This is a genomic window from Gelidibacter sp. F63206 (genome assembly GCF_023015735.1).
Genome location: NZ_JALKAU010000078.1, coordinates 1 through 13,796 on the forward strand (window position 1 = coordinate 1; position 13,796 = coordinate 13,796).

Sequence of the window (13,796 nt, forward strand, 5' to 3'; positions counted from 1 at the left end):
AGTTCATTTACATCCTTGGAAAAAGAAAGCAAAATATTTTCGATAAAATGTTTTGCGGATCGGAAAAAGGTTGTATGTTTGCAGCCGCAAAAAACGGCAACGTTGGCAGCGGCAGAGGGTTCATTGGAATGGTGTTTTTAGGGGTTGATTGGAGTGTGAAAAAAACTTTCAAAAAAAACTTTCAAAAACATTGTGTGGATCTAAAAAAGGGTTGTATATTTGCACCCGCTTAGCGATTGGGTTCGCTGAGGAAAAAGAGAAACAAGTTCATTAACATATTGGATTGACAGCGTAGCGAAGCATTGGAAACGGTGCTTTGCACAAAAAAAGAGAACAAGCCATTTTGAGTACCAAGAATTGGATTTCCTTTGGTCGTTGAAAAGTACTGAGTGCCTCGGCACTCTAAAAGAACAACGATGAAGAGTTTGATCCTGGCTCAGGATGAACGCTAGCGGCAGGCCTAACACATGCAAGTCGAACGGGATTTATCAGCTTGCTGATAATGAGAGTGGCGCACGGGTGAGTAACGCGTATGCAACCTACCTTTTACAGTGGGATAGCCCAGAGAAATTTGGATTAATACCGCATAGTATGCACGACCGGCATTGGTTGTGCATTAAACATTTATGGGTAAGAGATGGGCATGCGTTCTATTAGTTAGTTGGAGTGGTAACGGCACCCCAAGACAGCGATAGATAGGGGCCCTGAGAGGGGGATCCCCCACACTGGTACTGAGACACGGACCAGACTCCTACGGGAGGCAGCAGTGAGGAATATTGGACAATGGGCGCAAGCCTGATCCAGCCATGCCGCGTGCAGGAAGACGGCCCTATGGGTTGTAAACTGCTTTTATACAGGAAGAAACATCCCGACGTGTCGGGACTTGACGGTACTGTAGGAATAAGGATCGGCTAACTCCGTGCCAGCAGCCGCGGTAATACGGAGGATCCAAGCGTTATCCGGAATCATTGGGTTTAAAGGGTCCGTAGGTGGACGATTAAGTCAGAGGTGAAATCCTGCAGCTCAACTGTAGAATTGCCTTTGATACTGGTTGTCTTGAATCATTGTGAAGTGGTTAGAATATGTGGTGTAGCGGTGAAATGCATAGATATCACATAGAATACCGATTGCGAAGGCAGATCACTAACAATGTATTGACACTGATGGACGAAAGCGTGGGGAGCGAACGGGATTAGATACCCCGGTAGTCCACGCCGTAAACGATGGATACTAGTTGTCCGTCCGCCTGGCGGATGGGTGACTAAGCGAAAGTGATAAGTATCCCACCTGGGGAGTACGTTCGCAAGAATGAAACTCAAAGGAATTGACGGGGGCCCGCACAAGCGGTGGAGCATGTGGTTTAATTCGATGATACGCGAGGAACCTTACCAGGGCTTAAATGTGGATTGACAGGACCAGAGACGGTCTTTCCTTCGGGCAATCCACAAGGTGCTGCATGGTTGTCGTCAGCTCGTGCCGTGAGGTGTCAGGTTAAGTCCTATAACGAGCGCAACCCCTGTTGTTAGTTGCCAGCGAGTAATGTCGGGAACTCTAGCAAGACTGCCAGTGCAAACTGTGAGGAAGGTGGGGATGACGTCAAATCATCACGGCCCTTACGTCCTGGGCTACACACGTGCTACAATGGTGGGGACAGAGAGCAGCCACTGGGTGACCAGGAGCGAATCTACAAACCCCATCACAGTTCGGATCGGAGTCTGCAACTCGACTCCGTGAAGCTGGAATCGCTAGTAATCGCAGATCAGCCATGCTGCGGTGAATACGTTCCCGGGCCTTGTACACACCGCCCGTCAAGCCATGGAAGCTGGGAGTACCTGAAGTCCGTCACCGCAAGGAGCGGCCTAGGGTAAAATTGGTAACTAGGGCTAAGTCGTAACAAGGTAGCCGTACCGGAAGGTGCGGCTGGAACACCTCCTTTCTAGAGAAAGACGGCCATGGAATGATATTGGAAAAGGGATGTTTTGTTCTCCCGCTGTTGATTTAATGATATACTATAGTAGAGTCTCATAGCTCAGCTGGTTACCCGCCCGCGCCGGAAAGGCACGTTCGGACGGGGAGCGCAGCGCTCTTTAGGGCAATTGCCGTTGGCAGTTCCCGTTCAGGGGGTTAAGGGCCTAAGTCAGTCTCATAGCTCAGCTGGTTAGAGCGCTACACTGATAATGTAGAGGTCGGCAGTTCGAGTCTGCCTGAGACTACTAACTACTATGGAAAAGGAAATTCTGGAAGTTGGGATTCATAATTCAAGGTTCTGAATTCAAAGTTCTGAATTCAAACGGGGGATTAGCTCAGCTGGCTAGAGCGCCTGCCTTGCACGCAGGAGGTCATCGGTTCGACTCCGATATTCTCCACTATCTCTGAGAAGATAGAATAAAGAAAAAAGACAATAGACTTGGTCTATGCTCTATTTTCTCTGTTCTTTTCTCTCAAGGAAAACGTTCATTGACATATTGAAAAAAGATACATAAAAAATATTACGGATATATCCTTCGGGATGTATCAAGTAACACGTGGTCGTTCCTGGTTTACGAGCTAAGGGATGACTGCAAACTCATTAAAAGACAAAAAGTACAATAAGCTACATAAGAGCGTATGGGGAATGCCTAGGCTCTCAGAGGCGATGAAGGACGTGATAAGCTGCGAAAAGCTGCGGGGACTGGCACATACAGATCGATCCGCAGATATCCGAATGGGGCAACCCACCATATTGAAGATATGGTATCCCGATTTATCGGGAAGCAAACCCGGAGAACTGAAACATCTAAGTACCCGGAGGAGAAGAAAACAAAAGTGATTCCGTAAGTAGTGGCGAGCGAACGCGGATTAGCCCAAACCGGTACCGTTAAGGCGGTATCGGGGTTGTAGGACCACGACATTCGAAGCATGATGAACTAGAACACGTTGGAAAGCGTGGCCATAGACGGTGATAGCCCGGTATGGGTAAGTAATGCTTAGATAGTGGTATCCTGAGTAGTGCGGGGCACGTGAAACCCTGTATGAATTTGGCGGGACCATCCGTTAAGGCTAAATACTCCTGAGAGACCGATAGTGAACCAGTACCGTGAGGGAAAGGTGAAAAGAACCCTGAATAAGGGAGTGAAAGAGAACCTGAAACCATACGCTTACAAGCGGTCGGAGTCCCGATTCATCGGGATGACGGCGTGCCTTTTGCATAATGAGCCTACGAGTTACCGTTGCCAGCGAGGTTAAGTGGTTAAGCCACGGATCCGTAGCGAAAGCGAGTCTGAACAGGGCGCTTTAGTTGGTAGTGGTAGACGCGAAACCGTGTGATCTACCCATGGGCAGGTTGAAGTTTAGGTAACACTAAATGGAGGACCGAACCGCCAGACGTTGAAAAGTCTTCGGATGACCTGTGGGTAGGGGTGAAAGGCCAATCAAACTCGGAAATAGCTCGTACTCCCCGAAATGCATTTAGGTGCAGCGTTGATTTATAGTTCTGTAGAGGTAGAGCTACTGATTGGATGCGGGGGCTTCACCGCCTACCAATTCCTGACAAACTCCGAATGCTACAGGATGTTCATCAGCAGTGAGGGCTTGGGTGCTAAGGTCCAAGTCCGAGAGGGAAAGAACCCAGACCATCAGCTAAGGTCCCCAAATATATGTTAAGTTGAAATAACGCGGTTGAACTGCACAGACAGCTAGGATGTTGGCTTGGAAGCAGCCATTCATTTAAAGAGTGCGTAACAGCTCACTAGTCGAGCGGTTCGGCATGGATAATAATCGGGCATAAACATATTACCGAAGCTATGGATCCCGTTTTACGGGATGGTAGGGGAGCATTGTAGTGTCGTCGAAGGTGTGATGTGAGTCATGCTGGAGAAGCTACAAAAGAAAATGTAGGCATAAGTAACGATAATGCGGGCGAGAAACCCGCACACCGAAAGACTAAGGTTTCCTCAGCTATGCTAATCAGCTGAGGGTTAGTCGGGACCTAACGCGAACCCGAAAGGGGTAGTGGATGGACAACGGGTTAATATTCCCGTACCTGCTCACGATAAAAGTGACGGAGGCGTATATTTGGTGCGTGCTGACGGAATAGCACGTTGAAGCGAGCAGCAATGCCGCGATAGTACACCGAGGCTACGGCCGAGGTGATAATCCAGAGAAGCGACTTCCAAGAAAAGCGAGTGAAGCAGCCCGTACCGCAAACCGACACAGGTAGTTGGGATGAGAATTCTAAGGTGCTCGAGAGATTCATGGCTAAGGAACTAGGCAAAATAGACGCGTAACTTCGGGAGAAGCGTCGCCCCCCTCCGGGGGGGCCGCAGTGAAAGAGTCCAGGCGACTGTTTATCAAAAACACAGAGCTTTGCTAAATCGAAAGATGACGTATAAGGCTTGACACCTGCCCGGTGCTGGAAGGTTAAGAGGAGGGTTTATGCGCCTCGGCGCAGAAGATCTGAATTGAAGCCCCAGTAAACGGCGGCCGTAACTATAACGGTCCTAAGGTAGCGAAATTCCTTGTCGGGTAAGTTCCGACCTGCACGAATGGTGCAACGATCTGGACACTGTCTCAGCCATGAGCTCGGTGAAATTGTAGTATCGGTGAAGATGCCGATTACCCGCAGTGGGACGAAAAGACCCCGTGCACCTTTACTATAGCTTAGTATTGGTTTTGGATAAGTAATGTGTAGGATAGGTGGGAGACTTCGATCCTGCGTCGCCAGGCGTAGGTTAGTCATTGTTGAAATACCACCCTTTGCTTGTCTAGAGTCTAACCCTTGTACAAAGGGGACAGTGCTTGGTGGGTAGTTTGACTGGGGTGGTCGCCTCCAAAAGAGTAACGGAGGCTTCTAAAGGTTCCCTCAGCACGCTTGGTAACCGTGCGCAGAGTGCAATGGCATAAGGGAGCTTGACTGAGAGACAAACAGGTCGATCAGGTACGAAAGTAGAGCATAGTGATCCGGTGGTTCCGCATGGAAGGGCCATCGCTCAAAGGATAAAAGGTACGCCGGGGATAACAGGCTGATCTCCCCCAAGAGCTCATATCGACGGGGGGGTTTGGCACCTCGATGTCGGCTCGTCACATCCTGGGGCTGGAGAAGGTCCCAAGGGTTGGGCTGTTCGCCCATTAAAGTGGCACGCGAGCTGGGTTCAGAACGTCGTGAGACAGTTCGGTCTCTATCTACTGTGGGCGTTAGAAATTTGAGTGGATCTGACTCTAGTACGAGAGGACCGAGTTGGACGAACCTCTGGTGCACCAGTTGTCACGCCAGTGGCATTGCTGGGTAGCTACGTTCGGAAGGGATAAGCGCTGAAAGCATATAAGCGCGAAACCCACCACAAGATGAGATTTCTTTAAAGGGCCGTGGAAGATTACCACGTCGATAGGCCATAGGTGTAAAGGCAGCAATGTCACAGCCGAGTGGTACTAATAGCCCATAGGCTTATTGTACGCCTGTTTTTTATAGAGTACAACAGTTTTTTATGTATATACACACCAAGTGTGCTTTTTTCAGTATGTCACGATATTTGTCTTTCTTTTAAAGAAAGAGATCCCGCACCAGGTGCGGGACAAAGCTTAAGGTGGTTATAGCGACGGGGCTCACCTCTTACCTTTCCGAACAGAGAAGTTAAGCCCGTTTGCGCCGATGGTACTGCATCCCGTGGGAGAGTAGGTCGCCGCCTTTTTTAGAGAATCTCTTCATGGAAACATGAAGGGATTTTTTTTTGCTTTCTAAGGAAAGACCGCCGCAATCTGTCCTTACCCTTTTTTCATCGGAACGATCTTGAGATACTTCTCTTTTTTGTGTATTTTCAATTGCTGTTAACAATTGGCTTAGAATGGAGACAAATATGGTAATAGAAAATCCTGTTGACAAAAATACTTGTCACTGGCATGATTAAATCAATAGTATTAAATACCTAGATTCTTGTTCTTCGAAAGAATTGTAAATGCCGTTGATAGAATAAATACAAAAAATTTAGTGGAGTAGTGGAATTAAAAGAATTTAGTCATTAAATAAGCTCTTCATAATAATTTGGATGCCTCTAAATAAAAAGAAAATGGCACCAAGACATAGTATAATTCCCAGAATCAGAACTAAAATATAGGTGGACTTATCCTGATTGCTGAATGCAAGATGGAGGATGGTTGGGCCTGTAAACATTAATACCAGGCATATCCCCATATTTTGAATGCCTTTGATCAAGAGATTCTTATTTGTGCGCTTTGTTTCCATGAGTGTAGTATTGAATTGCAGACCTGACATTTTTGTGAGTATCTAAAAGTGTTTGAGCTTCCATAAAATCAATATTAAGCTCCTTCATTAGCATTTTAATGCCTCTATCCACTAATTTATTATTGCTCAATTGCATATCTACCATTTTGTTCCCCTTAACCTTTCCTAATTGAATCATAGCAGCTGTCGATATCATGTTCAATACCAGTTTTTGAGCGGTACCTGCCTTCATTCTGGAACTTCCTGTTACAAATTCTGGACCTACAATGACTTCTATGGGAAATTGTGCGGTTTGAGATAGCGGACTATTGTGGTTGCAAGAAATAGATCCTGTTATAATATTATTGGCGTTGCAGGCTTCCAAGGCGGAAATTACGTAAGGTGTAGTCCCTGAAGCGGCGATACCAACTACAACATCGTTGGAATTCACGTGGAACTCTTCCAGATCACGCCATCCTTGTTCAGTGGAATCTTCGGCAAATTCAACGGCATTTCTAATTGCTCCATCGCCCCCAGCTATTATACCGACAACCAAATCCGGGCTGACACCAAAAGTTGGCGGGCATTCGGAAGCGTCCAAAACACCCATTCTGCCACTTGTGCCCGCACCAATATAAAATAGCCGCCCTCCAGATTTTAATTTTGGGATGATTTGTTTTATCAATGCCTCAATTTCTGGCATTGCCTTCTCTACGGAAAAAGCGACCGTTTTATCTTCTGCATTGATGTTTGACAGTAATTCAGAAACGCTCATTTTTTCTAAATGATCGTAGGATGAATCTTGTTCTGTAGTTTTAGTAAATTGCATAGTGCAAAAATACGAAATTTTGTTAAGGGCTTTATCAATTCGATTGGGTTAGTGCTATCGAGAACATTCTTTTTGTGCCTTTTCGCTTAAAAATTTCTGACTATTCCTTATTTACTTATATCAACCTGTTGGTCGATAGGTGCACAAAACGATTGTGACGTAGGATGAAAATCAGAATTTACATTACTACTACTACTACTACTACTACTACTACTACTACTACTGAATTGTATATATGACTTCCGCTACTTCTGAAAGTCTAAAATATCCTAACGGAAAATTGTTGGGATTTGTTTGATTGACACAATTGCCTTTAACGACGGTAGGATGGGTTTCAAACGGCCCGCCGCCTCCATTGCTGTTTTGTTGGAGCAAAATGAACATGTAGTTATAAAAACGTTCAGAAATTCCATGGTTCCTGATCGTCACCTGATCTCCAATATCTAAATCTTCCTCTGAATAGTATCCGAAAATCTGATTGCCATTGTTATACCGGTCTTCATAGACCGCCAAGGATGGGATGGCTGGTATATCGCTTATGAATTCAAAAAAATAGAAGTTTTTTTCATCTTCGGGATCCGTGTAATAGGCTTTCAATTCGGTGTCTTCACCAGAAAAACCTCCTTCAAGGGTTTGTCCAACATAATCTATTGGAACTACAGATTTAAGAATTTCACTAGCCGTATATACCTCGTCATTATAGGTAATATTTAGTGTATATGTGCTGTTGAGAATAGGAACAAATTCAGTATTCTTGTAAATTCCAGAAGCACCTTCTTCCACAAAATTATAAACCACATTATATTGATCCGTTATGACAACGGTTGCCCCGTTGGCTGGGGGAACCGTAGAATCAAAGTAAGGCGCTGTTAGTGAGAGTTTTACAAATTGTTCGTTGCCCGAAGTGCCTTTTACCCAATTGATAGACGCTTCAATTACTAATTTAGGTTCTGCATTATTGAGATCTAGCTCAATAATATCTTCACATGAGGTTTGAAGAATTAGTACAGATATTATGAATAAATAAGTTCTCATTTTCTAAAATTTAAAATTGTATGAAATTGAAGGAATAATTCCGAAAAGGGATAACCTACTAGCTTCATTGACCCCAGTATCGCGGTTTTCCTTAAACGCGATTGACGCTGCATTCTTCCGATTATAAATATTATAAACTCCAAAAACCCATTCACCTTTCCATCTTTTTGTTGAATTAGGCTTTGGATTATAATTGACAGAAACGTCTAAACGGTGATAATTAGGTAATCGGCTTGTGTTTCTTGCTTCATAATTGGGGATGGAAATACCATTATATTCGTATTGCCCATTGGGAAAAGTGGTAGGTTGCCCTGTTTGAAAAATGAAATTACTGCTTAAACTCCACTTTTTACTCAGTTCATAACTCGAAGTTATGGAAATATCGTGGGTTTTATCATAAGGAGTATTGTACCAATTACCATTGTTAATACCTGTCTCACTAGCCGTTCTGCCTGGAGTTTTCTGTTCAGATTTTGAGAGGGTATAGGCAATCCACCCTGTTAATTGACCTTCGTTTTTTCTAAGTAAAACCTCTAATCCGTAAGCTCTTGCTTTCCCGTTTAAGATGACTTGTTCAATGGCGTCATTGGCAATAAGGTTAGCACCATCGATATAATCGATGCGGTTTTTGATGTCCTTATAAAAGGTTTCAACTTCCAATGTATATCTGTTGTCCTTATATGTTTTGAAGTAACCTAAAGCAACCTGATCCAATAATTGGGGCTTGATATATTTCCCACTGGGTGCCCAAACATCCAAGGGCGTAGGAGAACTTGTGTTGGAAAGCAGGTGAAGGTACTGGCTCATCCTGTTATAACTCGCCTTAATTGAGGAATTATCATTGAGTTGGTATGCTAAGGCCAATCGCGGTTCGAAATTAACGAAGGAATCTATTACATCAGATCTTTGATACGTGTCAACACCAATAGCTTCTGCCTTTTCATAAACTTGAAGTTCTTCATTAAAACTGACTGGCTCATCATTTTCATAAATATTTAGTTCAGTTTGGCCTAATCGATGGAATGAGCTTAGTCTTACTCCGTATGAAATGGCAAATTTGGAACTTATTTGATGTTCCGCATCTATATAAAGAGCATTTTCAAATGCGTATTTTTTGATGAGATCATAGGGATTGATTCCTGATGTTTCGGTAGTTGGATTAATTTCCCCAGGATTGAAAGTTAGGTAAAGACTGTTCAATCCATATTCCAGCTTAAAGTTGGAAGAGATATAATGTTTAAGGTCATATTTGAGATTGAAATTTCTGATTCCCGATATCCAATCAAACTCAACGAATTTGAGGGTTAGCCCGTAGTAATAATCCGAATAGATGAGGGACATATTCGAGAATAATTTATCTGAATATAAATGGTTCCATCGAAAATTTAAAACTGTATTTCCGTAGGAATTATCGAAACTGTCAGAGATTTGGAAAACGTCCCTCCCAAAATAACCAGAGAGGTAGATGTTGTTGTTTTTATTGATATGCAAACTTATTTTGGTGTTTAGATCATAAAAATAGGCTTTGCTATCGAGGTCAAAAAGGGGAAAGAACAAGTGCGCATAACTTGAACGACCACCTAATAAAAACGACCCTTTTTCTTTAACGAGAGGACCTTCAGCAAGCAGTCTGCTCGAAACAATGCCAATGCCTCCGTTCATATGAAACTTATTGCTGTTGCCTTCCTTTTGATAAATATCCAAAACAGAAGATACACGTCCTCCATATTTTGCCGGAATTCCTCCCTTATAGAGTTTTAAATCCTTAATGGCATCTGGATTGAAGACCGAAAACAATCCGAAAAGATGGGATGAATTGAAAATAGTAGCTTCGTCCAAAAGAATTAGATTTTGATCTACTGCACCACCTCTGACATTGAATCCTGATGAACCCTCACCAGCATTGCTGACTCCAGGTAAAAGGGTTATTGATTTGAGAATATCGACCTCTCCCAAGATTACTGGCATTTGTTTTATTGTGTTTATAGATAGCGAATTGACACTCATCTGCGGTTTACGAATGTTCAATTTTTCCACATTTTCAATAATGACAATCTCGTCCAAACTTTCCGTGGATTCAGTAAGTTTAAAATTGAGCGTTTTGTTTTTATCCATAGTGATGGTTTCGGAAATACTATTGAAACCTAAATAACTGATTTGAAACTTATAAGTCCCTTCGGATAAGGTGATGGAATAAAAGCCGTATTCATTGGTAATAGTTCCGGTTTGGAGCTCTGGAAAGATAATATTGACACCAATTAAGGTTTCATTACTAAGTTCATCTGTTATTTTTCCGCTAAGTGTAAATTTTTCTTGGGCAATTATATATATGGGCAAACATAGCATCAGCCATAAATGGACTTTGAGTTTGGAGGTCATTTGCAATTTTTTATTAAAAATAAAAAAAGCTCCTCGATAAAAGGAGCTTTTTGTGATAATATTGTTTAATTATTTAGGAATAATTGTAAACAAATAAACAATCGACTTATGATATACTTTTAGCTTTATTGTTAAGTATCGCATTCAGCGTCAAACTGGGTCTCATGGCTGTATTGATCATATCTTCATTTGGATTATAATAACCACCAATTGACACCGGTTTTCCTTGAATTTCAATAAGTTCTGAGTTGATAGCACTCTCATTGGATTTTAGCACTTCTGACAGAGTCTTAAACTCTTGCTGCAAGTGCATGTCCAAAGATTGGTTGGCCAATGCTTCTGCCCAATAGAGTGCCAAATAGAAATGACTACCTCTGTTGTCCAATTCGCCTGCCTTTCGTGAAGGTGATTTTCCATTGTCCAATAATTTCCCAGTAGCCTCATCTAATGTGTCTGCTAAGATCTGGGCTTTTGGATTGTCATTTGTCTGAGCTAAATGTTCTAAAGATACCGCCAAAGCCAAAAACTCTCCCAACGAGTCCCAGCGTAAATGATTTTCATCAACAAATTGCTCGACGTGCTTAGGAGCAGATCCTCCGGCACCAGTTTCAAACAATCCGCCGCCATTCATTAAAGGCACAATAGATAACATCTTTGCACTTGTTCCCAACTCTAAAATAGGGAAGAGGTCTGTCAAATAATCACGTAACACATTCCCGGTGACAGAAATCGTGTCTTTTCCATCTTTTATTCGCTCCAAAGTAAACGTTGTTGCTTCTGCTGGGGAAAGGATTCTAATATCCAATCCATTTGTATCGTGATTTGGAAGGTATTGATTTACTTTTTTGATCAATTCAGCATCATGCGCTCTGTTTTTATCCAACCAAAAAACGGCTGGGGTATCAGAAGCTCTTGCTCTCGTTACAGCTAATTTTACCCAATCCTGAATTGGTGCATCTTTGACTTGGCACATTCTCCAGATATCTCCTTTTTCAACATCGTGTTCAATGATGGTTTTTCCTTCTGAATTGATGACCACAACTTTGCCGTCATTGGTCATTTCAAAAGTTTTGTCATGGGAACCATATTCTTCGGCTTTTTGTGCCATCAGTCCAACATTAGGAACTGTTCCCATGGTTGTTGGGTCAAAAGCCCCATGTTTTTTACAGAAATCGATGGTGGCTTCGTACAAACCAGCATAGCTACTATCAGGTATAACTGCTAATGTATCTTCAGGCTTCCCTTGCGCATTCCACATTTTACCAGAAGTTCTGATCATTGCTGGCATCGAGGCATCAATAATCACATCACTCGGGACATGAAGATTGGTGATTCCTTTATCCGAATTGACCATGGCCAAATCCGGTCCGTTAGCTATTGCATCTGCAATGGCGGTTTTTATTTCTTTGCGTTTAGCTTCGGGAAGCTCTTTTAATTCGTCATATAAATTCGCTAATCCATTACTTGGACTGAATCCAATTTCTTTAAATTCGTTGTGATATTTATCAAACACATCTTTAAAATATACTTCCACGGCGTGCCCAAAGATGATTGGATCAGAAACCTTCATCATGGTAGCCTTTAAATGTACTGAAAGCAGGACATCTTTAGCCTTGGCTTTAGAAACTGCTTCTTGCAAGAATTCTAACAATGCTTTTTTTCGCATTACTGAAGCATCAATAATCTCACCATCTTTTAAGTTTAAGTTCTCCTTTAGAACAGTTTCCTTACCATTTTCCCCAATAAATTTAATACTTACGGTATCGGCTTTAGAGACGGTCAATGATTTTTCAGTGTGAAAGAAATCGCCATGGGACATGGTAGCTACTTCTGTTTTTGAATTTGGCGACCATTCACCCATTGAATGTGGATTCTTCTTGGCGTAGTTCTTTACAGCTCTCGGTGCACGTCTATCTGAGTTCCCCTCACGAAGTACTGGGTTTACTGCACTACCCTTTACCTTATCATAACGTGCTCTAATGTCTTTGTCTTTATCTGTCTGAACTTCATCAGGATAATTGGGAATATTAAATCCTTGTGATTGTAATTCGGCAATCGCCTCCTTAAGTTGAGGAACAGAAGCACTTATATTTGGTAACTTAATGATATTTGCCTCAGGCTTTTTTACCAATTCTCCCAATTCGGCTAGTGCATCCGATACTTTTTGGTCTCCCTTTAAATAATCTGGGAAAAGGGCCAAAATACGAGATGCCAATGAAATGTCTTTAGTAACGATATCAATATTGGACGATGCTGTAAATGATTTTATGATTGGTAATAACGAGCGTGTTGCCAAAGCAGGTGCTTCATCTGTTTTTGTATAAATGATAGTGGAAGTTTTCGCCATAAGTACTGTGAATTTAATTTTTAAAAATATGCCCGAAATTAGGCTGTGCAAATATACAAAAATGAGTTTAGCATAGAAAGCCGAAAGCACTCAATTAAACAATGCTTATTTGATAGTGGTGTAATAATCCCAAGACATTTTCTTTTGAGAATTTTGCTCGTGTGATAGTGTTGTTTTCAGGGTGTATCACAAAGTTTTCCGAGGAGCTTAAGTCGCTGTTTTTCAGATTGGTTTTCTCAAAAACAGCATGTTTGAAATCGCAATTATCAAATAGGCCATTGTTAAGATCAGTCTCAACAAAATTGACTTGATTGAGATTGCAGTTGCTGAACCTGATTCCTTTTAGTTTTAGTTTATAGAAGGATGAGAATTGCAATTGACAATTTGAGAATATAAACGACAGCAAAAATGGATTGCAATCCTGGAATTGGAGTCCAATCATTTTACAATCCATAAAATCAACTTCTCTAAAGATGGTGTGTTTGATATTGGCATTACTAAAATTACAGGTGTCAAATTCACATTCTATGAACGTAACAGAGGACAGATCAACCTCCGTAAAATTACAGTTCGTGAATGTGCAATTGTCATATTCTGCTTTTTTAAATAGGTCTTCGGTGAAATCGATATTAGAGAAATGTTGGGAATCAATATGGGCTAGTGTCATGGGATGGATTGAAGATCGAAAGATAAGTGTAATCTATTAAAAAACAAAAGCCATATCATTGTAGCTAAACTACCTTGACATGGCTTTCTTTGAAACAGTGACATGATCTAATTAACATTGCTGTTAAATCGGCCGACTAAAACTCACGCTTTACAATCGTCCTTTTCAATTCAAGTTTACTATTTCAATAAAACATTCCTTAACTTTCAAAATGTATTGACCTGTTAGCGAAATGTTTCGGTTTATTGTTTTTCTTGATGTTATAACTCTTGCAATTCGCTTTCACGACCTACAAGATTTAAAACATTGCTTCCTACCTTAGTATTCACTTTCGTTGCTACTA

Annotated in this window: 6 protein-coding genes, 2 tRNA genes and 3 rRNA genes; 5 read left to right on the forward strand and 6 right to left on the reverse strand. The window is 42.0% G+C overall.

Going from position 1 to position 13,796, the window contains the following annotated elements; all coding sequences use genetic code 11:
* Positions 1-413 precede the first annotated feature (413 nt).
* From MWU32_RS04325 to rrf, 5 genes are all read left to right on the forward strand, one after another.
* Positions 414-1,936: ribosomal RNA gene (locus tag MWU32_RS04325) — 16S ribosomal RNA — on the forward strand.
* A gap of 203 nt (positions 1,937-2,139) precedes the next feature.
* Positions 2,140-2,213: transfer RNA gene (locus tag MWU32_RS04330), tRNA-Ile, on the forward strand.
* Between the two features lie 79 nt (positions 2,214-2,292).
* A tRNA-Ala gene (locus MWU32_RS04335) sits at positions 2,293-2,366 on the forward strand.
* 220 nt (positions 2,367-2,586) lie between these two features.
* Positions 2,587-5,430 (forward strand): 23S ribosomal RNA (locus MWU32_RS04340).
* 127 nt (positions 5,431-5,557) lie between these two features.
* Positions 5,558-5,666: ribosomal RNA gene (gene rrf, locus MWU32_RS04345) — 5S ribosomal RNA — on the forward strand.
* The 16S, 23S and 5S rRNA genes sit together here with 2 tRNA genes alongside, the layout of an rRNA operon.
* Before the next feature lie 320 nt (positions 5,667-5,986).
* Here rrf and MWU32_RS04350 read toward each other — a convergent pair.
* The 6 genes from MWU32_RS04350 to MWU32_RS04375 form a co-directional block, all read right to left on the reverse strand.
* A complete protein-coding gene (locus MWU32_RS04350) occupies positions 5,987-6,247 on the reverse strand; it encodes a DUF6095 family protein (protein WP_317235149.1) in 261 nt (86 codons plus the stop codon).
* The gene (murQ, locus tag MWU32_RS04355; protein WP_246938118.1) at positions 6,195-7,025 is read right to left on the reverse strand and encodes an N-acetylmuramic acid 6-phosphate etherase; all 831 of its coding nucleotides are present in this window, start codon (positions 7,023-7,025) and stop codon (positions 6,195-6,197) included. The genes MWU32_RS04350 and murQ overlap by 53 nt, the downstream gene beginning before the upstream one ends.
* A gap of 219 nt (positions 7,026-7,244) precedes the next feature.
* Entirely contained in the window at positions 7,245-8,060 is an 816-nt protein-coding gene (locus MWU32_RS04360; RefSeq protein ID WP_246938120.1) for a DUF4249 domain-containing protein, read from the reverse strand.
* A 3-nt stretch (positions 8,061-8,063) separates the two neighbouring features.
* Positions 8,064-10,439 (reverse strand): TonB-dependent receptor, encoded by a 2,376-nt coding sequence (locus MWU32_RS04365; protein WP_246938122.1) that lies wholly within the window; start codon positions 10,437-10,439, stop codon positions 8,064-8,066.
* A 106-nt stretch (positions 10,440-10,545) separates the two neighbouring features.
* Positions 10,546-12,786 (reverse strand): NADP-dependent isocitrate dehydrogenase, encoded by a 2,241-nt coding sequence (locus MWU32_RS04370; protein ID WP_246938124.1) that lies wholly within the window; start codon positions 12,784-12,786, stop codon positions 10,546-10,548.
* 94 nt (positions 12,787-12,880) lie between these two features.
* The gene (locus MWU32_RS04375; RefSeq protein WP_246938126.1) at positions 12,881-13,453 is read right to left on the reverse strand and encodes a pentapeptide repeat-containing protein; all 573 of its coding nucleotides are present in this window, start codon (positions 13,451-13,453) and stop codon (positions 12,881-12,883) included.
* Positions 13,454-13,796 lie beyond the last annotated feature (343 nt).

Bases quoted from the DNA above. Each gene is read 5' to 3' on its own strand.
- MWU32_RS04350 (WP_317235149.1), bottom strand. From the start codon at position 6,247: ATGTCAGGTCTGCAATTCAATACTACACTCATGGAAACAAAGCGCACA.
- murQ (WP_246938118.1), bottom strand. From the start codon at position 7,025: ATGCAATTTACTAAAACTACAGAACAAGATTCATCCTACGATCATTTA.
- MWU32_RS04360 (WP_246938120.1), bottom strand. From the start codon at position 8,060: ATGAGAACTTATTTATTCATAATATCTGTACTAATTCTTCAAACCTCA.
- MWU32_RS04365 (WP_246938122.1), bottom strand. From the start codon at position 10,439: ATGACCTCCAAACTCAAAGTCCATTTATGGCTGATGCTATGTTTGCCC.
- MWU32_RS04370 (WP_246938124.1), bottom strand. From the start codon at position 12,786: ATGGCGAAAACTTCCACTATCATTTATACAAAAACAGATGAAGCACCT.
- MWU32_RS04375 (WP_246938126.1), bottom strand. From the start codon at position 13,453: ATGACACTAGCCCATATTGATTCCCAACATTTCTCTAATATCGATTTC.